Source organism: Streptomyces sp. NPDC107528 (assembly GCF_055639295.1).
Window position 1 is genome coordinate 1 of record NZ_JBVKAV010000012.1, and the last position, 25,251, is coordinate 25,251.

At 68.8% G+C, this 25,251-nt stretch carries 22 protein-coding genes, 1 rRNA gene, 1 pseudogene and 1 riboswitch; of the genes and pseudogenes, 19 read left to right on the top strand and 5 right to left on the bottom strand.

Annotated elements, in window-relative coordinates:
- From rrf to ACZ7L5_RS33385, 11 genes are all read left to right on the top strand, one after another.
- A 5S ribosomal RNA gene (gene rrf / locus ACZ7L5_RS33335) occupies positions 1 to 87 on the top strand; the annotation flags it as partial.
- 109 nt (positions 88 to 196) lie between these two features.
- Positions 197 to 805 (top strand): CDP-alcohol phosphatidyltransferase family protein, encoded by a 609-nt coding sequence (locus ACZ7L5_RS33340; protein WP_328882991.1) that lies wholly within the window; start codon positions 197 to 199, stop codon positions 803 to 805.
- Positions 806 to 917: 112 nt separating this feature from the next.
- Complete coding sequence (locus ACZ7L5_RS33345; protein ID WP_471521555.1) at positions 918 to 3,413, top strand: sugar phosphate nucleotidyltransferase; 2,496 nt, start codon at positions 918 to 920, stop codon at positions 3,411 to 3,413.
- A gap of 99 nt (positions 3,414 to 3,512) precedes the next feature.
- Positions 3,513 to 4,427 (top strand): DUF881 domain-containing protein, encoded by a 915-nt coding sequence (locus ACZ7L5_RS33350; protein WP_362378734.1) that lies wholly within the window; start codon positions 3,513 to 3,515, stop codon positions 4,425 to 4,427.
- A complete protein-coding gene (locus ACZ7L5_RS33355; RefSeq protein ID WP_003988855.1) occupies positions 4,424 to 4,756 on the top strand; it encodes a small basic family protein in 333 nt (110 codons plus the stop codon). Before ACZ7L5_RS33350 ends, ACZ7L5_RS33355 begins: the two co-directional genes overlap by 4 nt.
- 5 nt (positions 4,757 to 4,761) lie before the next feature.
- Complete coding sequence (locus ACZ7L5_RS33360; RefSeq protein ID WP_471521557.1) at positions 4,762 to 5,619, top strand: DUF881 domain-containing protein; 858 nt, start codon at positions 4,762 to 4,764, stop codon at positions 5,617 to 5,619.
- Between the two features lie 61 nt (positions 5,620 to 5,680).
- Entirely contained in the window at positions 5,681 to 6,586 is a 906-nt protein-coding gene (locus ACZ7L5_RS33365; protein ID WP_471521559.1) for an FHA domain-containing protein, read from the top strand.
- Between the two features lie 41 nt (positions 6,587 to 6,627).
- Positions 6,628 to 7,365 carry a transcriptional regulator FtsR gene (gene ftsR / locus ACZ7L5_RS33370; RefSeq protein ID WP_471521561.1) on the top strand — a complete coding sequence of 246 codons (738 nt, stop codon included), beginning with the start codon at positions 6,628 to 6,630 and terminating at the stop codon, positions 7,363 to 7,365.
- An 85-nt stretch (positions 7,366 to 7,450) separates the two neighbouring features.
- Positions 7,451 to 7,924 carry a bifunctional nuclease family protein gene (locus ACZ7L5_RS33375; protein ID WP_004002801.1) on the top strand — a complete coding sequence of 158 codons (474 nt, stop codon included), beginning with the start codon at positions 7,451 to 7,453 and terminating at the stop codon, positions 7,922 to 7,924.
- A gap of 262 nt (positions 7,925 to 8,186) precedes the next feature.
- The gene (locus tag ACZ7L5_RS33380) at positions 8,187 to 8,849 is read left to right on the top strand and encodes a MerR family transcriptional regulator (protein WP_328882997.1); all 663 of its coding nucleotides are present in this window, start codon (positions 8,187 to 8,189) and stop codon (positions 8,847 to 8,849) included.
- A gap of 131 nt (positions 8,850 to 8,980) precedes the next feature.
- On the top strand, positions 8,981 to 10,462 hold the full coding sequence (locus ACZ7L5_RS33385; RefSeq protein ID WP_471521563.1) for a DNA polymerase IV: 1,482 nt from the start codon (positions 8,981 to 8,983) through the stop codon (positions 10,460 to 10,462).
- Between the two features lie 282 nt (positions 10,463 to 10,744).
- On the opposite strand, the gene ACZ7L5_RS33390 is transcribed toward ACZ7L5_RS33385, so the two are convergent.
- Entirely contained in the window at positions 10,745 to 11,152 is a 408-nt protein-coding gene (locus ACZ7L5_RS33390; RefSeq protein WP_471521565.1) for a PRC-barrel domain-containing protein, read from the bottom strand.
- A 114-nt stretch (positions 11,153 to 11,266) separates the two neighbouring features.
- A riboswitch (glycine riboswitch) is annotated at positions 11,267 to 11,363 on the top strand.
- A gap of 176 nt (positions 11,364 to 11,539) precedes the next feature.
- Between ACZ7L5_RS33390 and gcvP the strand changes: the two genes are divergently transcribed.
- Positions 11,540 to 14,425, top strand: coding sequence for an aminomethyl-transferring glycine dehydrogenase (gene gcvP / locus ACZ7L5_RS33395; RefSeq protein ID WP_471521567.1), 2,886 nt, complete (start codon positions 11,540 to 11,542; stop codon positions 14,423 to 14,425).
- Positions 14,426 to 14,657: 232 nt separating this feature from the next.
- Here gcvP and ACZ7L5_RS33400 read toward each other — a convergent pair whose 3' ends face one another.
- Positions 14,658 to 15,077, bottom strand: coding sequence for a TOBE domain-containing protein (locus ACZ7L5_RS33400; protein WP_471521569.1), 420 nt, complete (start codon positions 15,075 to 15,077; stop codon positions 14,658 to 14,660).
- Between the two features lie 102 nt (positions 15,078 to 15,179).
- On the bottom strand, positions 15,180 to 15,575 hold the full coding sequence (locus ACZ7L5_RS33405) for a TOBE domain-containing protein (protein WP_328883002.1): 396 nt from the start codon (positions 15,573 to 15,575) through the stop codon (positions 15,180 to 15,182).
- A 108-nt stretch (positions 15,576 to 15,683) separates the two neighbouring features.
- On the opposite strand from ACZ7L5_RS33405, the pseudogene ACZ7L5_RS33410 reads away from it, so the two are divergent.
- Together ACZ7L5_RS33410 and ACZ7L5_RS33415 are read left to right on the top strand one after the other, a co-directional pair.
- Positions 15,684 to 15,809 (top strand): annotated as a pseudogene (locus tag ACZ7L5_RS33410) (DUF1707 SHOCT-like domain-containing protein); the annotation flags it as partial.
- A 139-nt stretch (positions 15,810 to 15,948) separates the two neighbouring features.
- Positions 15,949 to 16,263, top strand: coding sequence for a hypothetical protein (locus tag ACZ7L5_RS33415; RefSeq protein WP_471522123.1), 315 nt, complete (start codon positions 15,949 to 15,951; stop codon positions 16,261 to 16,263).
- Here ACZ7L5_RS33415 and ACZ7L5_RS33420 read toward each other — a convergent pair.
- Complete coding sequence (locus tag ACZ7L5_RS33420) at positions 16,241 to 16,762, bottom strand: hypothetical protein (RefSeq protein WP_365066990.1); 522 nt, start codon at positions 16,760 to 16,762, stop codon at positions 16,241 to 16,243. The two genes, ACZ7L5_RS33415 and ACZ7L5_RS33420, sit on opposite strands and share 23 nt — an antisense overlap.
- 103 nt (positions 16,763 to 16,865) lie before the next feature.
- Complete coding sequence (locus ACZ7L5_RS33425; RefSeq protein WP_471521571.1) at positions 16,866 to 18,821, bottom strand: APC family permease; 1,956 nt, start codon at positions 18,819 to 18,821, stop codon at positions 16,866 to 16,868.
- A gap of 470 nt (positions 18,822 to 19,291) precedes the next feature.
- Between ACZ7L5_RS33425 and ACZ7L5_RS33430 the strand changes: the two genes are divergently transcribed.
- The 5 genes from ACZ7L5_RS33430 to kdpB are packed head-to-tail and all read left to right on the top strand — an operon-like array spanning position 19,292 to position 25,234.
- On the top strand, positions 19,292 to 21,133 hold the full coding sequence (locus tag ACZ7L5_RS33430) for an APC family permease (protein WP_471521573.1): 1,842 nt from the start codon (positions 19,292 to 19,294) through the stop codon (positions 21,131 to 21,133).
- Between the two features lie 18 nt (positions 21,134 to 21,151).
- Positions 21,152 to 21,358 (top strand): hypothetical protein, encoded by a 207-nt coding sequence (locus tag ACZ7L5_RS33435; RefSeq protein WP_471521575.1) that lies wholly within the window; start codon positions 21,152 to 21,154, stop codon positions 21,356 to 21,358.
- Positions 21,355 to 21,444 carry a K(+)-transporting ATPase subunit F gene (gene kdpF, locus ACZ7L5_RS33440; RefSeq protein ID WP_256916116.1) on the top strand — a complete coding sequence of 30 codons (90 nt, stop codon included), beginning with the start codon at positions 21,355 to 21,357 and terminating at the stop codon, positions 21,442 to 21,444. The genes ACZ7L5_RS33435 and kdpF overlap by 4 nt, the downstream gene beginning before the upstream one ends.
- Positions 21,445 to 21,452: 8 nt before the next feature.
- Positions 21,453 to 23,117, top strand: a complete 1,665-nt coding sequence (kdpA, locus tag ACZ7L5_RS33445) for a potassium-transporting ATPase subunit KdpA (RefSeq protein WP_471521577.1) — start codon at positions 21,453 to 21,455, stop codon at positions 23,115 to 23,117.
- A 29-nt stretch (positions 23,118 to 23,146) separates the two neighbouring features.
- On the top strand, positions 23,147 to 25,234 hold the full coding sequence (kdpB, locus tag ACZ7L5_RS33450; protein WP_471522082.1) for a potassium-transporting ATPase subunit KdpB: 2,088 nt from the start codon (positions 23,147 to 23,149) through the stop codon (positions 25,232 to 25,234).
- Positions 25,235 to 25,251: the final 17 nt, after the last annotated feature.

The window sequence follows — 25,251 nt, forward strand, 5'->3', positions numbered from 1 at the left end:
GGTTACATTCCGAACCCGGAAGCTAAGCCTTACAGCGCCGATGGTACTGCAGGGGGGACCCTGTGGGAGAGTAGGACGCCGCCGAACTCCTTTTAGAGCTCTGGCTCTTGGGCATACAGCCCGAGGGCCAGAGCTTTTTTGCGTTGAGGTAGGGTCAGGGGGCATCGTAGGTACGTTTCCCACAGGAGGCCCTCGGGTGGAGGTCCAGGAGACTCGCGTCCAGACGGATCGAGTGCTCACTATCCCCAACATCCTCAGCATGGCGCGGCTCCTTGGTGTGCCGCTGTTCCTGTGGCTGATTCTCAGGCCTGAGTTCGGTGGGCCCAAGAGTGACGGCTGGGCACTTCTGGTGCTGGCTCTGAGTGGCGTCAGTGACTACCTGGACGGCAAGCTCGCGCGGCGCTGGAACCAGATCAGCAGCCTGGGCCGGCTTCTCGACCCTGCGGCCGACCGGCTCTACATTCTCTCGACTTTGGTCGGCCTCACCTGGCGCGAGATTCTGCCGGTCTGGTTGACCGCTGCACTTTTGGCGCGTGAGCTGGTTCTGCTGGTGATGGTGGGCATCCTCAGACGCCATGGCTATCCGCCACCTCAGGTGAACTTCCTTGGGAAGGCTGCCACGTTCAACCTGATGTACGCCTTCCCGTTGCTGCTGCTCAGCGACGGAAGCGGATGGATCCCGTCACTCGCTGCTATTTTCGGATGGGCGTTCGCCGGATGGGGTACAACCCTGTACTGGTGGGCAGGAGTCCTCTACGTGGTACAAGTCCGCCGCCTGGTCCGTGCGGACGCCATGGCCGATTGAGCTCGCGGATTGGAGCGCTTGGCGCTCGATGGCCCGCGGCGGAAAAGTGCGGGACAATCTGGACGGGTGAAGTCGGCTAGACAGTCGTCTCTTCGAGGAGGACGCTTCCGACATGAAGGCCGTCGTGATGGCCGGGGGCGAAGGCACACGCCTTCGTCCCATGACCTCAAGCATGCCCAAGCCGCTCCTGCCGGTGGCCAACCGGCCGATCATGGAGCACGTTCTGCGGCTGCTCAAAAGGCATGGGCTGAATGAAACCGTCGTGACAGTTCAATTCCTGGCCTCTCTGGTCAAGAACTACTTCGGTGACGGTGAAGAGCTCGGTATGGAGCTCACCTATGCCAATGAGGAGAAGCCACTCGGTACCGCTGGAAGCGTCAAGAACGCCGAGGAGGCGTTGAAGGACGATGCTTTCCTCGTCATCTCCGGTGATGCCCTGACCGACTTCGACCTCACCGAGCTGATCAACTTCCACAAGGAAAAGGGTGCCCTCGTCACGGTCTGTCTGACGCGTGTGCCCAATCCGCTGGAATTCGGCATCACGATCGTCGACGAGGAAGGCAAGGTCGAACGCTTCCTCGAGAAGCCGACCTGGGGTCAGGTTTTCTCGGACACGGTGAACACCGGCATCTATGTCATGGAGCCCGAGGTCTTCGACTATGTCGAGGTCGACGTCCCCGTGGACTGGTCCGGCGATGTCTTCCCGCAGCTCATGAAGGAAGGCAAGCCGATCTATGGCTATATCGCGGAGGGGTACTGGGAGGACGTCGGCACCCACGAGAGTTATGTGAAGGCGCAGGCCGACGTCCTGGAGGGCAAGGTCGACGTCGAGCTCGACGGCTTCGAGATCTCCCCGGGTGTCTGGGTGGCCGAAGGCGCCGAGGTGCATCCTGACGCCGTGCTTCGTGGGCCCCTGTATATCGGGGACTACGCCAAGGTCGAGGCCGGTGTGGAAATCCGTGAGCACACCGTCGTCGGGTCGAACGTGGTCGTGAAGAGCGGAGCCTTTCTTCACAAGGCTGTTGTGCACGACAACGTGTACATCGGGCAGCACAGCAATCTGCGTGGGTGCGTCGTCGGGAAGAACACCGACATCATGCGGGCGGCCCGGATCGAGGACGGCGCGGTCATCGGCGACGAATGCCTGATCGGTGAAGAATCGATCGTCCAGGGCAATGTGCGCGTCTATCCGTTCAAGACCATCGAGGCCGGCGCCTTCGTCAACACCTCGGTGATCTGGGAGTCGAGGGGCCAGGCGCATCTGTTCGGTGCCCGTGGCGTCTCAGGAATCCTGAACGTGGAGATCACGCCCGAGCTAGCCGTGCGACTCGCCGGCGCGTACGCGACGACCCTGAAGAAGGGGTCCACCGTCACCACGGCTCGCGACCACTCCCGCGGTGCCCGTGCGCTCAAGCGGGCGGTCATCTCGGCGCTGCAGGCCAGTGCCATCGACGTACGGGACCTGGAGAACGTACCGCTGCCCGTGGCGCGGCAGCAGACTGCGCGGGGCAGTGCCGGCGGGATCATGATCCGTACGACGCCCGGTGTGCCGGATTCCGTGGACATCATGTTCTTCGACGGCCGGGGTGCCGATCTGTCGCAGGCCAGTCAGCGCAAGCTGGACAGGGTCTTCGCGCGGCAGGAGTACCGGCGTGCGTTCCCCGGAGAGATCGGGGACCTGCATTTCCCGGCCAGTGTCTTCGACTCGTACACCGGGTCGTTGCTGCGGAATGTCGATACGACGGGGATTTCGGAGTCGGGGCTCAAGGTCGTCGTCGACGCGTCGAACGGCAGCGCGGGGCTCGTGCTGCCCAGCCTGCTCGGCAAGCTCGGTGTGGACTCGCTGACGATCAACCCCGGTCTCGACGAGTCGAGGCCCACGGAGTCTGCGGATACGCGGCGGTCGGGGCTGGTGCGGCTGGGAGAGATCGTGGCGTCCGCGCGGGCCGCGTTCGGGGTGCGGTTCGACCCGGTCGGTGAGCGGCTGTCGCTGGTGGACGAGAAGGGGCGGATCGTCGAGGACGACCGGGCTCTGCTCGTCATGCTCGACCTGGTGGCCGCGGAGCGACGCAGCGGGCGTGTGGCGCTGCCGGTGACCACGACGAGGATCGCCGAGCAGGTGGCGGCGTACCACGGGACGCAGGTGGAATGGACGACCACGTCGCCGGACGACCTGACCCGGGTCGGTCGCGACGACACGACGATCTTCGGCGGCGACGGTAGGGGCGGGTTCATCGTCCCCGAGTTCAGCAGTGTCTTCGACGGTACGGCGGCCTTCGTACGGCTGATCGGCCTGGTGGCGCGGACGCAGCTCACGCTCAGCCAGATCGACGCGCGGATTCCGCGGGCCCATGTCATCAAGCGGGATCTTGCGACGCCCTGGGCCGTCAAGGGGCTCGTGATGCGGCGGGTCGTGGAGGAGGCCGGAGATCGCTTTGTCGACACGACCGATGGTGTGCGGGTCGTGGAGACGGACGGGCGCTGGGTGATGGTGCTGCCCGACCCGGCCGAGGCGGTCACCCATCTGTGGGCGGAAGGCCCGGACGACGCCTCCGCGCAGGCTCTGCTCGACGAATGGGCGGCGGTCGTGGACAGCGCCGGCCGCTGACGTACGTGACCACGCGCGTGTGCCGGACAGGCAACCCCCAAGGGGCCTGTCCGGCACGCCGGTGGGGCCATTCGGAGGTATCGGCGACGACGTGCGACGATGTGCGGCATGCCGCAGCAGCCCCCCGTTCGGAGCACACCCACGCGCCCAGCGCGCCCGGACGCGTCCATGTCGCTGCTCACCAACGTCATGGATCACAGCCTCGACGATGGTTACGCCGAGGCAGCCGCGCGCAAGAAGGCTGCGGGCGACGGAGGGCTGCCCAAGACGCTGAGGGCGAAGCTGGGGCTCGCTGCCGGTCTGGTGCTCGCGGCGCTCGTGGTGACCGTTGGGGCTGCGCAGGCGAGGGTCGCGGCGCCCGTCGTGGCGAAGGAGCGCGAGGAGCTGGTCGACCGCATCGACCGTGAGACCGCGGCGGCGGACCAGCTGGAAGAGACCGTCGACAAGCTGCGCGACGACGTGAGCGCGCGGCAGCGTGAGGCGCTGAAGTCGACCGGTGACAGTGACCAGGGGGAGCTGGTGGGCATCCTGGCGGGTGCTGTCGAGGTGCACGGTCCCGGCGTGAAGCTGATCGTCAACGACTCCAAGGAGACCGCCTCGGGCGGCGACGGCGACCCGCGCGGAACGTCCGGGTTCTCCGACACCGGCCGGGTGCGCGACCGCGACATGCAGCGTGTGGTCAACGGGCTGTGGGAGTCGGGCGCCGAGGCCATTTCGATCAACGGGCAGCGGTTGACGGCCCTGTCGGCGATCAGGGCCGCGGGAGACGCAATACTGGTCGACAACAAGCCGTTGGTGCCGCCGTACACGGTGCTCGCGGTGGGGGATGGCGAGCGGTTGAGCACCAGGTTCCAGGACAGCGCCGACGGGTTGTATCTGCACGCCCTGCAGGAGAACTTCGGGATCCGGACCGGCATTTCCGTGCAGGACGACCTTCGGCTCCCCGCCGCCCCCAGCGTGACCGTACGTACAGCACAGCCGAACACCGAGAAAACCGAGAAGGGCACATCGTGATCGCCGTACTGGGCCTCGTCGTGGGCGTCGTGGCCGGCCTGTTGGTCCGGCCTGAGGTTCCGGCGGTCGTCGAGCCTTATCTGCCGATTGCCGTCGTGGCGGCTCTCGACGCCGTCTTCGGAGGTCTGCGGGCCATGCTCGACGGCATCTTCGACGACAAGGTCTTCGTCGTGTCGTTCCTGTCCAACGTGGTCGTGGCCGCGCTGATCGTGTTCCTGGGCGACAAGTTGGGCGTGGGCGCCCAGCTGTCCACCGGCGTGGTCGTCGTTCTCGGCATCCGTATCTTCTCGAATGCTGCGGCGATCCGCCGGCACGTGTTCCGGGCGTGAGGCCGATGAGCAACCACGACGAGGCACCGGAGAACAGGCTGCGCAAGGAGCTGCCCGAGGAGATGCCAGCGGGCCGCGCGGCCGAGGCCGTGGACAACGCCTCGGAGGCCGCGGACGGCGCCAAGGGGCAGTCGAGCGACCTCACGGGTCGGCAGCGGCTCGTGAAGGGGCTGTGGCCGCCGCGGGTCAGCCGGGCCCAACTCATCGTCGCTGTCCTGCTGTTCGGCCTCGGCTTCGGCCTGGCCGTCCAGGTCGCGTCGAACAGTGAGGGTGACGGGGCCCTGCGCGGCGCACGTCAGGAAGATCTTGTTCGCATCCTCGATGAACTGGATGACCGTACTCAGCGTCTTGAGGACGAGAAGCAAGGTCTCGAGAAGCAGCGAGATGAGCTGGAGAACAGTTCGAACCAGGCCGAGGAGGCCCGCAAGCAGACGGTCGAGAAGGAGAGGCAACTCGGCATTCTGGCGGGCACGGTGGCGGCTCAGGGGCCTGGCATCACGATGACCATCGACGACACGAAGGGGACGGTCGAGGCGGACATGCTGCTCGACGCGATCCAGGAGCTGCGCGCGGCCGGCGCAGAAGCGATCCAGGTGAACGGCATACGCGTCGTCGCCGGCACCTATCTGACCGACGCCGGCAACAGCGTGAGCGTCGACGGGAACAAGATCAACGCTCCGTATCGTTTCAAGGTCATCGGCAAGTCGCAGGACCTCGAACCAGCGCTCAACATCCCTGGAGGCGTGGTTCAGACTCTCGAGAAGGAGCAGGCCACCGTGACCATCGAGCGGTCGGACAAGATCGTCGTGGACGCCTTGCGAGCGGCGAAGCGGCCTGACTACGCTCGGTCGTCCTCCCAGTGAACCGGCGGTGCATGGGGGACGTCAGGCGAGGGCATGAGGTTGCGGGGGGTCGGCGCACCGAATGGGTGGTGCGTGGTGGAAACTGTCTGGTGGAGACGGACGTTGTGAGGGTGTCCGGGTCGGCCAGGGAGTGCAGTCAGGGTTCGTCCTGCCCCACGGGCGGGTCTATTTCGGTCAAGGGGAATCGCCCGTGAAGTTGTTTGCGAAGTTGTTCGGCAAGAGCGCGCGAGAGAGTGGCGACAACGCGACCGCTCGTCACCGCGCGCAGGGGGACGATGAGGGCCAGCGCCCACTGTTCAGGGACCAGGTGCCTGGACCGGGTGGTGACATTTCCGGTGGTCAGGGCGCGCCGTCAGTTGACCCTGGCCAGTCCGGCGACATAGGTTTCGGGCAACCGTCAACCTCAAGTACGGGTGGAGGGTTTTCCCCGATGTCGGCCCTGGTGTGTACGAGGTGCGGTAACCGCAACGCGGAGAACAGCCGCTTCTGTTCCAACTGCGGCGCCCCGCTGCGGCCGGGCGCCACGCCCGAGCGTCCCTCCGAGACGACCTCCACGATCTCCATCTCCGGCCTTGAGGCCTACGACGCCGAGACCACCGGTCAGACGGCGATCCCTGCGTTGTCTCCGGAGGCGCAGGCGGCGGTCGACGCGCTGCCGCTGGGCTCCGCGCTCCTGGTGGTGCGCCGCGGTCCGAACTCGGGCAGCCGCTTCCTGCTGGACGGCGATCTGACCACGGCCGGGCGGCACCCGCAGAGCGACATCTTCCTGGACGACGTGACGGTCTCGCGCCGGCACGTGGAGTTCCGTCGCGCTCAGGACGGCTCGTTCACGGTGGCCGACGTGGGCAGCCTGAACGGCACGTACGTCAATCGCGAGCGGATCGACCAGGTCGCTCTGAACAACGGTGACGAGGTGCAGATCGGCAAGTACCGGCTGGTCTTCTACGCGAGCCAGCGGGGCTACTGACCCTCCCCCGGAGCCCGTCCGGGGAGACCCAGGGAAGGTCCATGCTGAAAACACCGAGCGGCGGTGCCGGAAACGGCATCGCCGCCACGGACGGTCGGCTGATGAGCATCGGCACAGTGCTGAACGTGCTGCGCGACGAGTTCCCTGACATCACCATCTCCAAGATCCGTTTCCTGGAGTCGGAGGGTCTCGTCGAGCCGCAGCGGACCCCCTCGGGGTATCGCAAGTTCAGTGCGCAGGACGTCGAGCGGCTCGGCCACGTCCTGCGGATGCAGCGGGACCACTATCTGCCGCTCAAGGTGATCCGCGAGCATCTGGACGCCATGGAGCGCGGTGAGGCAGCACCACTGCCGACCGTGTGCCGGCAGCGCGATGGAGAAACGGTCCTGGAGCCCGTCGAGGCTCCCACCGCGGCCCGGATCGGGCGGGCCGAGCTGCTCCTCGCCGCCGAGATCGCTGAGCAGGAGCTCGCGGAATGGGAGTCGTACGGCCTGATCGCCCCGTTTCCCGACGGGGCGTACGACGCGGAGGCCGTCACCGTGGCCTCGCTCGTCGTCGAGCTGGGGCGATTCGGGATCGAGCCACGGCATCTGCGAGTGATGAAGGCCGCCGCCGACCGTGAGGCCGGGCTGGTGGACCAGGTCGTGGCGCCTCTGCGGCGGCACCGCAATCCGCAGACCAGGGCTCATGCCGAGGCGCGTACGAAGGAACTGGCGGGGCTGGCTGTGAAGCTGCACGCCGCCCTGGTGCAGACCGCTCTCGGCGTGCGGCTGCCCTGAGCCGGGCGGGGGCGGGGAGCCCGGATCGGCCACCCGTTCTCGGCCCGACTACCCAAACGTCCCGAGCACGGCCTAGGGTTGCTGTGTGAACGAGCTCGATGTCGTAGGTGTCCGGGTCGAAATGCCCTCCAACCAACCGATCGTGCTCCTGCGTGAAGTGGGAGGCGACCGCTACCTCCCCATCTGGATCGGGCCGGGGGAGGCGACGGCTATCGCCTTCGCCCAGCAGGGCATGGCCCCCGCGCGACCGCTGACCCACGACCTGTTCAAGGACGTGCTGGAGGCCGTCGGCCAGGAGCTCACCGAAGTACGCATCACGGATCTGCGTGAGGGCGTCTTCTACGCCGAGCTGGTGTTCGCCAGCGGCGTCGAGGTGAGCGCCCGCCCCTCCGATGCCATAGCGCTGGCCCTGCGCACCGGAACGCCGATCTACGGCAGCGACGGCGTGCTCGACGACGCGGGCATCGCGATTCCGGACGAGCAGGAGGACGAGGTGGAGAAGTTCCGCGAGTTCCTCGACCAGATCTCGCCCGAGGACTTCGGCACCAGCAGCCAGTGAGGCGGTGTGGGCGCCCGGCGGACTCGCGGTCCGTGGTGGCGGGGCCCACAGTCCGTTACGGCTCAAATGCCGGCATTTGCCAGCGGCGAGGGAGAGCGTCCTGCGGCCTGCTTCGAGCGCATTCGGCTAGCCTTTCCCCGCGGTGGGGCACGGGAAACCACTCCTAGGGTGATTATCACTCGGCGTGCCGAGTGTGGCGATCGTTGACGCACCCCTGGTGACTGCCTACCGTCGAGAAGGCAGGTCAAGGACGGAGGTCGGCGTGAGAAGCAGCGGCGACGGTACGGCTGGGGGTGCCCCCGGACGCAGTCTCGGGGCGAGCGGCCCGTACCCGCTTCACACCAGCCCGCTTCAGGGCAGCGCGGCCGATCACGCTCCGCAGCGACCGACGGCCGTGCCGAGCAGCGGCGGAGGGGCGGCGTCCATGGCGACCGAGCAGATCGGCTATCGCGGTCCGACGGCCTGCGCGGCCGCGGGCATCACATACCGGCAACTGGACTACTGGGCGCGCACCGGCCTTGTCGAGCCCAGCGTGCGGCCCGCTCACGGGTCCGGGACGCAGCGGCTCTACAGCTTCCGGGACGTCGTCGTCCTGAAGATCGTCAAGCGGTTCCTGGACACCGGTGTGTCACTGCAGAACATCCGTACCGCCGTGCAGCATCTGCGGGAGCGCGGCTTTCGGGATCTCGAGCGCCTGACGCTGATGAGCGACGGTGCGACGGTGTACGAGTGCAGTTCCCCGGACGAGGTGCACGCGCTGCTCCAGGGTGGGCAGGGGGTCTTCGGGATCGCCGTGGGTGTGGTGTGGCGGGACGTCGAGAGCGCCTTGTCGCAGCTGCACGGGGAGCGCATCGACACCGGCGAGACCCTGGTCGGGCACAATCCGGCGGACGAGCTGGCTCGGCGGCGAAACCGGGCGGTCTGAGCAGCCCTCGCCGGGACGCCGTCGCAGTTGCAGTGTGGCGGCGGGCGGAATGGGGTCGATGGGCCTGCCTGGGCGGCGTATCAGGCGGTTGCAGCAGGGCATTGTCAGTAACGTGAGGCAGCATCGGAGATGTGAGGAACGCGCCTACGATCCTGCATCTCGACATGGATGCCTTCTACGCCTCGGTGGAGCAGGCATCCAAGCCGAGCCTGCGCGGCAAAGCCGTGATCGTCGGCGGGCTCGGTCCGCGGGGAGTCGTCGCGACCGCGTCCTATGAGGCCCGGGTGTTCGGGGTGCACTCGGCGATGCCCATGGGGCAGGCGCGCCGGTTGGCGCCCAATGCCGCGTATCTCGTGCCGCGCTTCGGGATCTACCGCGACGTCAGCGAGCAGGTGATGGGCCTGCTGCGGGAGCTGTCGCCGTTGGTGGAGCCGCTGAGCCTGGACGAGGCGTTCGTGGACCTGGAGGCCGGAGGAGCGGCCTGGGACGAGGAGTCCGCGCGGCTGGTGGGAGTGAAGCTGCGCGCCGACATACGGGCCGTCACCGGGCTCGCGGGGTCGGTGGGCCTCGCCGCGTCCAAGATGCTGGCGAAGATCGCCTCGGAGGAGGCCAAACCCGACGGGCTGGTGGTGATCGAGCCGGGGACGGAGCGGGCGTTGCTCGCGCCCATGTCGGTGCGGACCCTGCCGGGGGTGGGGCCGGCGACCGGGGACCATCTGCGGCGGGCCGGAATCCACACGGTCGACGAGATCGCCGAGGCGGGTGAGGACGAGCTCGTACGGCTGCTGGGGAAGGCTCATGGGCATGCCCTGTACGCCATGGCGCTGGCGCACGACGAGCGGCCCGTGGTGGCCGAGCGGGAGGCCAAGTCGGTGTCGGTCGAGGACACGTACGACGTGGACATTCATGACCGGGTCCGGGTGGGGCTGGAGGTGCAGCGGCTGGCCGATCGTTGTGTTCGGCGGCTGCGGGGGGCCGGCCTGTCCGGGCGGACCATCGTGCTGAAGGTGCGTCGGTTCGACTTCTCGACCCTGACCCGGTCCGAGACGCTGCGTGGGCCGACGGACGACCCGGGTGTGGTGCGCGAGGCCGCGCTGCGGCTGCTGGATTCCGTGGACACGACGGGTGGGGTACGGCTGCTGGGGGTCGGGGTCACCGGGTTGGCCGACTACACGCAGGAGGATCTGTTCGCGCAGGTGGCGGGGGAGCGGGTCGAGCACGGCGAGGAGGGCGATCCCGAGGAGGCCTTTGCGGAGCGGGAGGCTGCGCCGCCCGTCGAGCGGCGGTGGGTGGCGGGGCACGATGTGCGGCACGTCGAGCACGGGCACGGGTGGGTGCAGGGGAGTGGGCTGGGGCGGGTGACTGTGCGGTTCGAGACGCCTGAGTCGTCGGGGCCGGGGCGGGTGCGGACGTTCCGGGTCGACGATCCGGGGTTGGAGGCAGCGGATCCGTTGCCGTTGGTGCGGGCGAGGTATGGGGGCGCCGGGGGAGATGCGGGAGGTGGGGGGCATGGGGTTGGTGGGGTTCTAGGCGTGGAGGCAGGTCTCCTGGGGCGGGAAGGGGAGCGGGGCGGTGGGGGCGTGGGGGAGGCGCCGCCTGTGGTGCCTGGGTAGGGCGGGGGCGGGCGGAACCGGACGCGGGTTGGTGCCCCGGGGGCCCGGCGTTGGGGGCGCCGAAGGGGGGTGGGTCGCTCGCCCGCGCTTGCGGGGTGCCGCTGCGCCCACCCGTGCCGCCCCAGCGGCACGGCTGCCCGCAGCTGGGTGAGGTCGGCTGCCGGGTGGGCGCCGCCGCGGCGTTGCGTTGCGATGGGGTGCGGCTGGGGCAAGAGAACTCGACCGCGCGGAGGTGGGCGTGACCTCCGTGGGCCTGGGGATGTGCGGTGGAAGGGGGCGTCTTCAGGAGTGAGGGCGGGATGTGCGGGGGCCGTTGTCGTCCGGGGTTTCCGTGGTTGCCAGGTTGCCGAAGTCCCGGTCGGGGGGTGGGGGCGCGGACGTTACGTCGAGGCCGTAGTGGTGGTAGAGCTGGAGTTCCTGTTCGGGGGAGAGGTGGCGGCCCACGCCGAAATCGGGGGCGTCCTTGATGAGGGCGCGGTCGAAGGGGACGTGGAGGCTGCCCTCGACCAGATCGCTGGGCTCCAGGGGGACGAAGGCGTCCCGGGAGAACAGACCGGTGCGTATCGCCGCCCATTCCGGCACTCCGGTCGCGTCGTCGAGGTAGACCTCGTCGATGGTGCCGATCTTGGTGCCGTTGCGGTCGAAAGCCTTGCGGCCGATCAGATTGCGCGGATCGATGTCGGTCTGCACGGGCCCTCCACTTGGTCGCAACTCATCCGTAAGCACTACGAAAGGGCACATTGGTGAGCCCGGCCACTCGAAGGACCGTGCGTTGACCCCGCTGGTAGGCTGGCTAGCGGCTGCTGACCCCGTGCGGGAGAGTCCTCCGGGAACCATCCGGAGGCGCCGAAGGAGCAAATCCTCCCCGGAATCTCTCAGGCACACGTACCGCACGGACGAGGTCACTCTGGAAAGCAGGGCGGGTGTCGATGGCCTCCGCTCTCACCGACGGTGAAAACCGGGCACCTTGTGGTGACCCGGTGAAGCTCTCAGGTTGAGATGACAGAGGGGGAGGCCGTCCGGGTACCCGCGCCGTGGTGCCCCTCGAAGGTCGTGTCAGACCAGGAGGCCTCCGCAATGACCGCCCATCGCATTCCGCTCTCCGAGCTCGAGCAGGGTATTCCGTTCGAGCAGCGTCATATCGGTCCTGATCATGAGGCTCGGGCCAAGATGCTCGCCCAGGTCGGGTACGGCTCGCTCGACGAACTCACCGCCGCCGCGGTGCCGGATGTGATCAAGAACGCCGACTCCCTCGAACTGCCGGGGGCGCGCACCGAGGCCGAGGTGCTCGCCGAGCTGCGATCGCTCGCCGATCGCAACCAGGTGCTGGACTCGATGATCGGGCTCGGGTACTACGGGACCTTCACGCCGCCGGTCATCCTGCGCAACGTCATGGAGAATCCTGCCTGGTACACGGCCTACACGCCGTATCAGCCCGAGATCTCGCAGGGGCGGCTCGAGGCCCTGCTGAACTTCCAGACCATGGTCGCCGACCTCACCGGACTGCCGACCTCCGGTGCCTCGCTGCTGGACGAGGGGACCGCCGCGGCGGAGGCCATGGCTCTGTCGCTGCGGATGGGCAAGAACAAGAAGGGGCTGTTCCTGGTCGACGCGGACGTGCTTCCGCAGACCATCGCCGTGATCGAGACCCGTGCCGAGCCCACCGGCGTGGAGGTCGTGGTCGCCGACCTCAGCGACGGCATTCCGGCCGAGATCGCCGGGCGTGAGATCAACGGCGTGCTGGTGCAGTACCCCGGCGCCTCCGGCGTCGTACGGGACATCAAGCCCGTCATCGAGCAGGCCCATGAGCTCGGCGCCCTCGTCACCGTCGCCGCCGATCTGCTCGCGCTCACACTGCTGAAGTCCCCCGGTGAGCTCGGGGCGGACATCGCGGTCGGGACGACGCAGCGGTTCGGTGTGCCGATGGGCTTCGGCGGGCCGCACGCCGGCTACATGGCCGTACACGAGAAGTTCGCGCGCAGCCTGCCGGGGCGGCTCGTGGGTGTGTCCGTGGATGTCGACGGGAACCGGGCGTACCGGCTGGCTCTCCAGACGCGTGAGCAGCACATTCGGCGGGAGAAGGCGACCAGCAACATCTGTACCGCGCAGGTGCTGCTCGCGGTGATGGCCGGGATGTACGCCGTGTACCACGGTCCCGACGGGCTGCGCGGTATCGCCCGGCGCACTCACCGGTACGCCGCCGTCCTCGCCGCGGGCCTCACGGCCGGTGGTGTCGAGGTCGTGCACGGCTCCTACTTCGACACGCTGACCGTGCGAGTGCCCGAGAAGGCCGCCGAAGTTGTCGCCGCCGCCCGGCAGAACGGCGTCAACCTGCGCCTCGTCGACGCCGACCACGTGTCCCTCGCGTGCGACGAGACCACCACGCGGGCCCAACTGGGTGCCGTATGGACGGCGTTCGGGGTCGAGGGTGACGTCGAGGCGCTGGACGAGGGAGCCGAGGACGCCCTTCCGGGCGGGCTGCTGCGCAGCGACGAGGTCCTCACGCACCCCGTCTTCCACCAGCACCGTTCCGAGACCGCGATGCTGCGCTACCTGCGCAGGCTCGCCGACCGCGACTACGCGCTCGACCGCGGCATGATCCCGCTGGGCTCCTGCACCATGAAGCTCAACGCGACGACCGAGATGGAGCCGGTCACCTGGCCGGAGTTCGGGCAGCTGCACCCCTTCGCGCCCGCCGAGCAGGCGCAGGGCTATCTGACGCTCATCCGCGAGCTGGAGGAACGTCTCGCCGAGGTCACCGGCTACGACAAGGTGTCGCTGCAGCCCAACGCCGGGTCGCAGGGTGAGCTGGCCGGGCTGCTCGCCGTACGCGGGTACCACCGGGCCAACGGGGACGAGCAGCGCACCGTCTGTCTGATTCCGTCGTCCGCCCACGGGACCAACGCCGCCAGCGCCGTCATGGCCGGTATGAAGGTCGTCGTCGTGAAGACCGCCGACGACGGTGAGATCGACGTCGAGGATCTGCGGGCGAAGATCGAGAAGCACCGGGACGAGCTGTCGGTGCTGATGATCACGTACCCGTCGACGCACGGGGTGTTCGAGGAGCACGTCGCCGACATCTGCGCTCAGGTGCACGAGGCCGGCGGGCAGGTGTATGTCGACGGCGCCAACCTCAACGCCCTCGTGGGGCTTGCCAAGCCGGGGCACTTCGGCGGTGACGTCTCGCACCTGAACCTGCACAAGACCTTCTGCATTCCGCACGGCGGTGGCGGTCCGGGCGTCGGCCCTGTGGGTGTGCGTGCGCACCTGGCGCCGTATCTGCCGAACCACCCGCTGCAGCCCGCGGCCGGGCCGGAGACGGGCGTCGGCCCGATCTCGGCCGCGCCGTGGGGTTCGGCCGGGATCCTGCCGATCTCGTGGTCGTACGTACGGCTGATGGGCGGCGAGGGGCTCAAGCGGGCCACGCAGGTGGCGGTGCTGTCCGCCAACTACATCGCCAAGCGGCTGGAGCCGCACTACCCGGTGCTCTACACCGGGCCGGGCGGGCTCGTCGCGCACGAGTGCATCATCGACCTGCGGCCGCTGACCAAGGCGACCGGGGTGAGCGTCGACGACGTGGCCAAGCGGCTCATCGACTACGGCTTCCACGCGCCGACGATGTCGTTCCCGGTGGCCGGAACGCTCATGATCGAGCCGACCGAGTCCGAGGACCTGAACGAACTCGACCGGTTCTGCGAGACGATGATCGCCATTCGTGCGGAGATCGAGAAGGTCGGGTCGGGTGAGTGGCCCGCGGACGACAACCCGCTGCGGAACGCTCCGCACACCGCCGGTGCGCTGGGCGGTGAGTGGGAGCACGCGTACAGCCGCGAGGAGGCCGTGTTCCCGGCCGGGGTGTCGGCCGCCGACAAGTACTGGCCGCCGGTGCGCCGGATCGACCAGGCCTTCGGCGACCGGAACCTGGTGTGTTCCTGCCCGCCGATGGATGCGTACGAGGGCTGACGCACCGGCGTAGATGATCGAGGGCTCCGCTCTGGCCGTGTTCGGCCGGGCGGGGCCCTTGTGCGTGAGGTCGGGGTGCGGCCTTCGTGCGTGAGGCCGGGGTGCGGCCCTTGTGCGTGCGGTCGGTGCGTGCAGCCCCCGTGCGTCGGGCCGGTGGGGGCAGCCCCCGTGCGTCAGGCCGGCGGCGGGGGCACCCGTCTGGCCTCACGTCGGCGGGCGGAGCCCTCCCGCGTCACGCCGTCGTCAGTGCCACCTCCGTCGCCTTGACCAGGGCGACTACGGGCATTCCGGGCGCGAGGGCGAGGTCGTTGGTGGCGTCCCTGGTGATGGCCGCCGTCACGACGCCGCCGTCCACGGCGATCTTCACCGAGGCCATCGCGCCGCCCGTGGCGATGCCGGTGACCGTGCCGGGGAGTTGGTTGCGGATGGACAGGCCGCTGATCGGTGCGGTGGCGAGGGAGATCTCCGTGGCTTTCACGAGGGCGGTCACGCCGGTCCCCTCGGCCAGGCCGAGGTCCTCGACGGCGTCCAGGGTGATCGCCGCGGTGAGGTCCTGACCGCCGTCGAGGTGGACCTTGACGGTTGCCATGACCTCGCCGGGGGCGATGGCGGTGACGGTGCCGGGGAGTTGGTTGCGGATGCTCAGGCTCATGGAGGGACGCCTCGCAGACGGTTGGTGTGGGAGCGGGAGAGGATGGGGATTTGTACGGGTTTGCGGACTCCGGTCCCTACCGTAACGGCGTCGACTGTCCGGTTACGTGCGGTCGATATGGACGTTCGTCGACTTCACGCGGGCGGTGGCCTCCATGCCGACCTCCAGGCCCAGTTCCTCGACCGCCTCGCGGGTCAGGAGGGAGACCAGTCGGTGCGGGCCGGCCTGGATCTCCACCTGGGCCGCGACGTCGCCGAGCTTGATCGCGGTGACGATGCCGGGGAAGGCGTTGCGGGCGGAGGTGTAGGAGGCCTCCTCCCCGTCGGCGCCGGACCTGGCGAGTTCGACGGAGAACGCGGCGAGGTCCTTGCCGTCGATGAGTCGTCGTCCGGTGTCGTCGCGGTGGGTCGCGACGCGGCCTGCGTCCGCCCAGCGGCGCGCGGTGTCGGGGCTCACGCCGAGCAGCCGCGCCGCCTGGCCGATCGTGTAGGACTGCATGCCGGTCACGATAGGGGCCGGGCGGGGAACTCGAGGCAGTGGGTTGGCCGTTGGGTATAACGCGATATGGCGTCAGTGGGGGCGGTCGGGTTCGAACGGGGTGAGGGTATGGCGGCTGAGCTGTCGCACACGGGGCTGCGTGCTTCGGACGTGGACCGGGACCGCGCGGTGGACGTGCTGAACGCTGCGGCGGGGGAGGGCAGGCTGACCATTGAGGAGTTGGACGAGCGGGTGACCGCCGCTCTCTCCGCCCGCACGGTGGGCGAGTTGGCCGAACTGACGGTGGATCTGCCGGCGGCGCCGGGCGGCGTCGAGGTCAAGGACGTCGTCCGGATCGCGCAACAGGGCGGTTCGGCGGTGCGGGGAGTGGGTGGTGCCCCGACGGCTGGAGATCGAGTCGTCCTGGGGCGATGTGACCCTCGACTTCACGCAGGCGGTGATGGCCGGCGGGGCCCTGCGGATCGACCTGGACATGCGCGGCGGCACACTGAGGCTGGTCACGCGGCCCGGCATGGTGGTGGACACCGACTCCCTGGCGATCGACTACGCCAAGGTCAGGACGCGTCCGGCCGCTGAGGCAAGTGCGCCGGTCGTCCTGCGGGTCGAGATCGCCGGGCGGATGCAGTACGGCCGAATAGTGGTACGTCCCCCGCGGCGCACGGCGTTCAGAACATCCCCGACGCCCTGAGCACGGCCTGTGCCGTGGCGTCGTCGATCTGATGCCCCAACCGCTCGACCACGTCCGTGCCTTCGAGGAGCGTCCCGCGTTCGAGCGAGCGCCGTACCCCGGTGTCCAACTCGTGCCAGAGCAGCGGGTTGGCGACGAGGATCCGCGGATCCAGGTCCAGGCGGCAGCCGTCGGTGTCGCGCAGGGTCAGCAGGGCGGAGACGCGGCCGTGCTGTCGTACGGCCACCAGCGCGTCCGTCCGCACCGACTGCCGTCGTACGAGGCCACGCACCGCCAGCCAGCCCGGCCCCGCGGTCACCCGCTGGGGGAGCAGGATCGTGAAGAGCAGAGCGGTCAGGGCCAGCCACAGCAGGGCGCGGGGCGGTGTCAGCGTCTCCCCGTCCAGGTCGACCAGCAGGGTCATGCCGAGGAAGGCCAGCGCGCAGCCCACCGCGAACCAGGCGCTGCCACGCCAGTGGCGGTCGCCGGTCGGCACCGGAAGGGGTCCGCTTCCCTGCACAGTGCAGACGGTAGGGCTCCGGGGCGCCGGAGGGACCGCAGCTGTCGGTGCTCTGACGCCTTACCGGTGCAACCTTGACGCGATCCTGATGCCCGCGGCCGTTTCAGCCGGTGTGCACCCGGGGCCGGCGGTCACGGTCGGGCTCCGCCTCGCGCAGCACCTCGCGGGTGACCGGGGCGACCTCGCCCTGGCCGAAGAGGAAGAAGCGCAGGAAGTTGGCGAAGGGAGTGCCCTCGGTCCACTCGAAGTAGATGTGGGGGATGCAGCCCGTCGTGTCGCGGACGTGCAGGAGCAGCGCGGCCAGGGAGTTGGGGATGGAGGAGGACTCCAGGGTGAGGACCCGGTAGCGGTTGTGCAGGACCTCGCCGCGTACGGTCACGCCCGCCTCGAACTCGGACGGGTCGGTGACCGTCACTTCGACGAACACGAAGTCCTCCTGGACGGGGACGTCGTTGTCGTTGCGGATCTGCTCGATCTTGTCGCGGTACTCGGCCTTGTCGCGCCGGTCGGGTTCATTGGCGATGAACCGGATCTTGCGGCTGGCCATGTCCCGGACGAAACGTTCCGCCATGTCGTCCAGCGTCACGCTGGTCACGCGTAGCTCGAAGGCGCGCATCAGCCGTGAGAGCAGGGAGACGAGGATGATGCCGGCGATGAAGCAGGCGCCGATCTTCACACCGTCGGGGCGCTCGATGACGTTCACGACGGTGGTGTACAGGAACACCGCGGAGATGACCGCGAAGCCGACGGTCCAGTTCCGCTGACCGGCCTTGTGGGCCGCGATGGTCACGGCGATCGCGGCGGAGCTGATCAGCACCAGGACACCGGTGGCGTAAGCGCCGCCCTGGGCGTCGACGTCCGCGTCGAAGATCCAGGTGACGAGGAAGGCGACCAGGGTGAAGACGATGACCATCGGGCGCACCGCGCGGGCCCAGTGCGGTGCCATGCCGTAGCGGGGCAGATAGCGCGGCATCAGGTTGAGCAGGCCGGCCATGGCGGAGGCGCCGGCGAACCACAGGATGGCGATGGTCGAGACGTCGTAGACCGTGCCGAAGGCGTTGCCGAGGTACTCGTGGGCGAGGAACGCGAGCGCGCGGCCGTTGGCCTGGCCACCCGGTTCGAACTCCTTCTCAGGGATCAGCAGCGTGGTGATGAAGCTCGTCGTGATCAGGAAGCAGCTCATGATCAGGGCGGCGGTGGTGAGCAGCTTCTTCGTGTCCCGGATCCGGCCCTGCGGCTGTGCCTCGGTGTCACCCGGGTCGCCCTTGACGTGCGGCATCACCGCGACGCCGGTCTCGAAGCCGGACAGGCCGAGCGCGAGCTTGGGGAAGACGATCAGGGCCACGCCGATCATGACGAAGACGTTGCCGTGCTCGGCCGTGAGGGCGCTGGACCAGTCGGTGATCACATGCCCCTCGGTGATGACGTGCCAGAGGCCGGAGACCACGACGACCGCGTTCAGCGCGAGATAGATGCCGACCAGGACGACGGCGACGCCGATCGCTTCCAGGAACCCCTTGAGGAACACCGCGCCGAGCAGGGCCACGAGGATGAGGGTGATCAGCAGTTGCTTGTCGTGCAGGGCGCTGTTCAGGTGCGGGTTCTCGACCAGGTGGGTCGAGGCGTCGGCGGCCGACAGGGTGATGGTGATCAGGAAGTCGGTGGCGGCGAAGCCCAGCAGGGTCAGGACGAACAGCTTGCCCTTCCAGAAGGACAGCAGCCGCTCCAGCATCGAGATCGAGCCCTCGCCGTGCGGGCTCTCCTCGGCCACCCGCCGGTAGACGGGCAGGGCGCCCGCCAGCGTGACGATCACGAGCACGATCGTGGCGATGGGGGAGAGCAGGCCGGCCGCAAGGGCGGCGATTCCTGGCTGATAGCCGAGGGTCGAGAAGTAGTCGACGCCGGTGAGGCACATGACGCGGTACCAGGGCCGGCCCTTGTGTGCGGGCTCCGGCTCGGCGTGCGGGCCCCCGGGGCCGTGGCCCTTGCCCATGTCGGACAGCCCTTGCAGCATCCAGGAGCGCACGCGACTGGACGTCGAGTGTTCGGTCGTGGCCATCGGCGTGCTCCTGATGTGCGGGTCGGCGCGATTTCGGCCATCACGCGGACGGCGGGATCAGCGTAAGCGGAGAGTGACGCATGGGCCCACGGATCAGGGGGTCATGGGCGTCAAGCTTCCGTTAAGACTGGCCGGGTCGGGGCGTGGCGAACAGCATTGATCGAGCTCCGGGGACATAGGGGCGGGGACGGGCCGCGCGTGGCGGGCGAGGCGGTCTGCCGAGGGTGGACACCCAGCGTGACGGTGTTCGCCGGGAGCGGTGCCTGCGGTTCGGCCGGTAGGGGTTGACCCTGGCCGGCCGCGAAGTTCCCCGAGCCCCCTCGGGGCGTCAAAGTGCCGTCAAGGACGGTCGGTTCAGCGCGAAGAACGCGCAAGGAGTGGCAGGGAACGGCGGGATCCGGACAGAACCTTGGTGCCCGCGCGCGGGTTTCCGCGTGCGGCTTTTCGTCCCGTACGAAGGAGCCCGCACCATGTCCGTCCTTGCCAACGAGCCCGGGGCGCCCGTCGCCGACGAGGAGCCGCCGGACACCGGTGATCGGCACCGGCTGACCGCGGTCACCGGGCTGGCCGCCCTCTCGCTCGACGCCATGGCGTCGGTGGCCTACGGGCCCGAGGCGATCGTGCTCGTCCTGGCCGCCGCCGGCGCGCACGGCCTCGGCTTCACGCTTCCCGTCACGCTGGCCATCGCCGCCCTGCTGGCGGTGCTGGTCGCCTCGTACCGCCAGGTGATCGCGGCCTTCCCGGACGGCGGCGGCTCCTACGCCGTGGCCAGGACGCACCTGGGCAGGCGCACGAGCCTGGTCGCGGCGGCCTCGCTCGTCCTGGACTACGTCCTCAACGTCGCCGTCGCCGTCACGGCCGGCGTGGCGGCGCTGACCTCCGCCTTCCCCGCCCTCTACGACGACCGCCTGTGGCTGTGCCTGGCCGTGCTCGCGCTCGTCACGGCCGTCAACCTCCGGGGCATCGTGGAGTCGGCGAGGGTATTCATCGTGCCGACCGTCGTGTTCGTCGGATCGATCTTCGTGCTGATCGGGGTGGGCCTGTTCCGGTCCGAGCCGGTCAGCACGGCGGCCGCGGCCGGCCATGCCTCCGTGCTCGCCGACAACGCCACGACCGTAGGCGCGTTGCTGCTGCTGAAGGCCTTCGCCTCCGGCTGCTCCGCCCTCACCGGCGTCGAGGCCATCGCCAACGCCGTCCCCTCCTTCCGAGTCCCCCGCGCCAAGCGCGCCCAGCACGCGGAGCTCGCCCTCGGTGCCGTGCTCGGTGTGATGCTGATCGGCCTGTCGGTACTGATCTCGCGCTTCCACCTCCAGCCGGTCGAGGGCGTCACCGTCCTCGCCCAGCTCGCGGACGCCTCGCTCGGCCACAACTGGGCCTTCTACGTCATCCAGTTCGCGACGATGATCCTGCTGGCCCTGTCCGCGAACACCTCCTTCGGCGGCCTTCCGGTGCTGCTGAAGCTGCTGGCCCGCGACAACTATCTGCCGCACGTCTTCATGCTCAAGGCCGATCGTCAGGTCCACCGGCACGGTGTCCTGACCCTGGCCGTCGTCTCCGCCGCGCTGCTGGTCTTCTCCGGCGGTGACACCAACACCCTGGTGCCGCTGTTCGCCATCGGCGTCTTCGTCGGCTTCACGATCGCCCAGGTCGGCATGGTCCGGCACTGGCGGCTCGGAAAGGGGCCGGGGTGGCAGGGGAAGGCCGCGCTCAACGGTTTCGGTGCCCTGCTCACCGGTGTCGCGGCCGTCGTCGTGACCACCACCAAGTTCAAGGAGGGCGCCTGGCTGACAGTGATCGCCCTGCCCCTGCTGGTCGTGGCCTTCGAGACCGTGCACCGCGCCTATGGACGGATCGGCGAGCGGCTGGGGCTCGGCCGTGTCCCCGAGCGTCCGCACCGCGCCCGGTCCGTCGTGATCGTCCCCGTGTCATCCCTGTCCCGCCTCACCTCGGAGGCCCTGACCGCCGCGGCCTCCCTCGGCGACGAGGTCCGTGCCGTCACCGTCTGCTACCCGGACCCCGAGGACCGGGCCGCCCTGCACGCCCTGGAGCGGTCCTGGGCCGAGTGGGACCCCGGCGTGCCTCTGGTGCGGCTGACCTGCGAGCGGCGCAGTCCGGGCCGTCCCATCGCCGCCTACGTGCGGGACGTCATGGCGGCCGAACCGGCCACCCGGGTCACCGTCCTGATCCCGGACACCGAGCCGGAGCGGCTGTGGCAGCGGCTCCTTCAGAACCAGCGGGGCGCCGTCGTCGCGCACGCCGTACGGCGGGAGACCGACGCGGTGATCTGCCGGCTGCGGTTCCGCTTGTCCTGACCTCGGGCCGGGCCGCGTATGAGTCCCGTCAAGGAGGCGCAGAGCGCCGTAAGGGACCCGTCAACGGTGGCCGAATCCGGCCACACAGGCTGTTTCCTCGAATCGTCCCTGTTCAACCGATCCTCACTCCAGGAGTTCACGATGGCCGATCTGGCCTTCGTCGTCACCGTGATCGTGTGCTTCGCGCTGGTGGCGCTCGTCGCCAAGGGGGTGACCAAGCTGTGACCGCCGAGAACATCGTCGGCCTCGTCGTGGCCGTCGCCCTGCTGGGCTATCTCATCCTCGCCCTGATCTTCCCGGAGAGGTTCTGAGAGCAGACATGGGTCCCGTACTCGCAGGCGTCCTCCAACTGCTCGCCCTGATCGGCGCGCTGGCTCTCGCCTACATACCCCTCGGCAACCACATGGCCAGGGTCTACTCCTCCGACAAGCACTGGCGTGTCGAGAAGTGGATCTACAAGGGCATCGGTGCCGACCCCGACACGCAGATGCGCTGGCCGGCGTATCTGCGTGGTGTGCTCGCCTTCTCGGTGGCGGGCGTGCTGTTCCTGTACCTGCTGCAGCGGCTCCAGGGTGTGCTGCCCGGTTCGCTGGGCTTCTCCGCGATCGATCCGGACCAGGCCTTCAACACCGCCGTGTCCTTCGTCACCAACACCAACTGGCAGTCGTACTACGGCGAGCAGGCCATGGGCCACGTCGTGCAGACCGCCGGGCTGGCCGTGCAGAACTTCGTGTCCGCGGCCGTCGGCATCGCCGTGGCCGTGGCGCTGGTGCGCGGGTTCGCGCGCTCGCGCACCGGTGAGCTGGGCAACTTCTGGTCCGACCTGGTGCGCGGCGTCGTACGCATTCTGGTGCCGGTCGCGGCCGTTGCCGCGGTCGTCCTGGTCGCGTGCGGCGCCATCCAGAACTTCTCCGGCATTCACGAGGTCGGCCAGTTCATGGGCGGGCAGCAGCAGTGGAACGGCGGCGCGGTCGCCTCGCAGGAGGCGATCAAGGAACTGGGCACGAACGGTGGCGGTTACTTCAACGCCAACAGTGCCCACCCGTTCGAGAACCCCACCCCGTTCTCGAACCTGTTCGAGATCTTCCTGATCCTGGTGATCCCGTTCGCGCTGACCCGCACCTTCGGTCTGATGGTCGGCTCGGTGAAGCAGGGTTACGCGATCCTGGCGACGATGGCCACCATCTGGCTCGGCTTCACGGCGCTGATGATGTGGACCGAGTTCGCCCACCACGGTCCGGCGTTCGACCTCGCGGGCGGGGCGTACGAGGGCAAGGAGGTCCGGTTCGGAGTCGGCGGTTCGTCGATCTTCGCCACGGCGACCACGCTCACCTCGACCGGTGCGGTGAACTCCTTCCACTCCTCGTTCACGGGACTTGGCGGCGGTATCACCATGCTCGGGATGATGCTGGGCGAGATCGCGCCCGGTGGTACCGGCTCCGGCCTCTACGGCATGCTGATCATGGCGATCATCGCGGTGTTCATCGCCGGTCTGATGGTCGGCCGTACGCCCGAGTACCTGGGCAAGAAGATCGGCTCCCGCGAGATCAAGCTGGCGGCCTGCTACATCCTGATCACTCCGGCCCTGGTGCTGACCTTCACCGCCGCGGCCATGGCGCTGCCCACGCCGGGCAACTCCATGACGAACAGCGGGGCGCACGGATTCTCCGAGATCCTGTACGCCTACACGTCCGCCTCGAACAACAACGGCTCAGCCTTCGCCGGTCTGAACGCGGACACCCAGTGGTTCAACTCGACGCTGGGCCTGGCCATGCTGTTCGGCCGCTTCCTGCCGATGGTGTTCGTGCTGGCGCTGGCCGGCTCGCTCGCCGAGCAGAAACCGGTCCCCCAGACCGCGGGCACGCTGCGGACCGACAAGCCGCTCTACGCGGGTCTGCTGGTCGGCACGATCATCATCATCACCGGTCTGACGTACTTCCCGGCGCTGGCGCTGGGTCCGCTGGCCGAGGGGCTGGCGTCATGACCACTCGTATCGACAAGCAAGAGGGCTCCATGTCCACAGTCACCCCGACCCGGGCGCCGCACAGCGACGTACCCACCGGGCACAAGGCCCCCGAGGGTCGTGTCGGTGCCGGCCTCTTCGACCCCAAGCAGCTGGTCAAGTCGCTGCCGGACGCCTTCCGCAAGCTCGACCCACGGGTGATGGTCAAGTCCCCGGTCATGTTCGTCGTGCTCGTCGGATCGGTCCTCACCACCGCCTTTTCGTTCAAGAACCCCGGCGACTGGTTCGGCTGGACCATCAGCGCCTGGCTGTGGCTGACCGTGCTCTTCGCCAACCTGGCCGAGGCCGTCGCCGAGGGCCGCGGCAAGGCGCAGGCCGACACCCTGCGCAAGGCCAAGACCGACACCGTGGCACGCAAGGTCGACGGCACGGTCGTCGCCGGCACCGAGCTGAGGATCGGCGACCTCGTCGTCTGCGAGGCGGGAGATGTCATCCCCGGCGACGGTGACGTCGTCGACGGCGTCGCGTCCGTCGACGAGTCGGCCATCACCGGCGAGTCCGCGCCCGTCATCCGTGAGTCCGGCGGCGACCGTTCGGCCGTCACCGGCGGTACGAAGGTCCTCTCCGACCGCATCGTCATCAAGATCACGACGAAGCCCGGCGAGACCTTCATCGACCGGATGATCAACCTGGTCGAGGGCGCCGCCCGGCAGAAGACACCGAACGAGATCGCGCTCAACATCCTGCTGGCCTCGCTGACGATCGTCTTCCTGCTCGCCTGCGCAACACTGCCGCCGCCGGCCGACTACGCGGGCACGCACCTGACGATGGTCGTGCTGGTCGCCCTGCTGGTCTGTCTGATCCCGACCACGATCGGCGCCCTGCTCTCCGCGATCGGCATCGCGGGCATGGACCGGCTGGTCCAGCGCAACGTACTCGCCATGTCCGGCAGGGCGGTCGAGGCCGCCGGTGACGTCTCCACGCTGCTGCTCGACAAGACCGGCACCATCACGCTCGGCAACCGCCAGGCCGCCGAGTTCGTGCCGGTGAGCGGGACGACGGCGGCCCGGCTGGCGGACGCCGCCCAGCTGTCGTCGCTGGCCGACGAGACGCCCGAGGGCCGCTCCGTCGTCGTACTGGCGAAGGAGAAGTACGGCCTGCGCGAGCGTCACCAGGGCGAGCTGGCCGGTGCCGAGTGGATCGCCTTCACCGCGCAGACCCGGATGTCCGGCGTGGACGTCGACGGACGCAAGATCCGCAAGGGCGCGGCCGGTTCGGTCATCGCCTGGGTGCGGGAGCAGGGCGGCACCGTCGCGGACGACGCGGACACCGTCGCCAACCGGATCTCCGAGGCGGGCGGCACGCCGCTGCTCGTCGCGGTGGAGGACTCCGGGGGCGCCCGGATCCTAGGCGTCATCCACCTCAAGGACGTCGTCAAGGACGGTATGCGGGAGCGGTTCGAGGAACTGCGCCGCATGGGCATCAAGACCGTCATGATCACGGGTGACAACCCGCTGACCGCCAAGGCGATCGCCGACGAGGCGGGCGTGGACGACTTCCTCGCGGAGGCGACTCCCGAGGACAAGATGGCGCTCATCAAGCGGGAGCAGGCCGGCGGCAAGCTCGTCGCGATGACCGGTGACGGTACGAACGACGCGCCCGCGCTGGCCCAGGCGGACGTCGGCGTGGCGATGAACACGGGTACGTCGGCCGCCAAGGAGGCCGGCAACATGGTCGACCTCGACTCCAACCCGACCAAGCTCATCGAGATCGTCGAGATCGGCAAGCAACTGCTGATCACCCGGGGCGCGTTGACCACGTTCTCCATCGCCAACGACGTCGCGAAGTACTTCGCGATCATCCCGGCGCTGTTCGCGGCCGTCTATCCGGGCCTGGACAAGCTCAACATCATGGGCCTGTCCTCGCCGGACTCCGCGATCCTGTCCGCGGTCGTCTTCAACGCGCTGATCATCATCGCGCTGGTGCCGCTGTCCCTGAAGGGCGTGCAGTACCGGCCGCTCAGCGCGGACCGCTTGCTCCGGCGGAACCTCACCATCTACGGGCTGGGCGGACTGGTCGCTCCGTTCATCGGCATCAAGCTCATCGACCTGCTCATCTCCCTGCTCCCCGGGCTGTAATTCGCAAAGGCGTGGTG

Coding starts and splice junctions, on each gene's coding strand:
- ACZ7L5_RS33360 (WP_471521557.1), top strand. CDS start 4,762: ATGAGCAACCACGACGAGGCACCGGAGAACAGGCTGCGCAAGGAGCTG.
- ACZ7L5_RS33405 (WP_328883002.1), bottom strand. CDS start 15,575: ATGCAGTCCTACACGATCGGCCAGGCGGCGCGGCTGCTCGGCGTGAGC.
- kdpA (WP_471521577.1), top strand. CDS start 21,453: ATGGGTCCCGTACTCGCAGGCGTCCTCCAACTGCTCGCCCTGATCGGC.
- kdpB (WP_471522082.1), top strand. CDS start 23,147: ATGTCCACAGTCACCCCGACCCGGGCGCCGCACAGCGACGTACCCACC.
- ACZ7L5_RS33345 (WP_471521555.1), top strand. CDS start 918: ATGAAGGCCGTCGTGATGGCCGGGGGCGAAGGCACACGCCTTCGTCCC.
- ACZ7L5_RS33435 (WP_471521575.1), top strand. CDS start 21,152: ATGAGTCCCGTCAAGGAGGCGCAGAGCGCCGTAAGGGACCCGTCAACG.
- ACZ7L5_RS33365 (WP_471521559.1), top strand. CDS start 5,681: ATGGGTGGTGCGTGGTGGAAACTGTCTGGTGGAGACGGACGTTGTGAG.
- ACZ7L5_RS33430 (WP_471521573.1), top strand. CDS start 19,292: ATGTCCGTCCTTGCCAACGAGCCCGGGGCGCCCGTCGCCGACGAGGAG.
- ACZ7L5_RS33400 (WP_471521569.1), bottom strand. CDS start 15,077: ATGAGCCTGAGCATCCGCAACCAACTCCCCGGCACCGTCACCGCCATC.
- ACZ7L5_RS33425 (WP_471521571.1), bottom strand. CDS start 18,821: ATGGCCACGACCGAACACTCGACGTCCAGTCGCGTGCGCTCCTGGATG.
- ACZ7L5_RS33350 (WP_362378734.1), top strand. CDS start 3,513: ATGTGCGGCATGCCGCAGCAGCCCCCCGTTCGGAGCACACCCACGCGC.
- ftsR (WP_471521561.1), top strand. CDS start 6,628: ATGCTGAAAACACCGAGCGGCGGTGCCGGAAACGGCATCGCCGCCACG.
- gcvP (WP_471521567.1), top strand. CDS start 11,540: ATGACCGCCCATCGCATTCCGCTCTCCGAGCTCGAGCAGGGTATTCCG.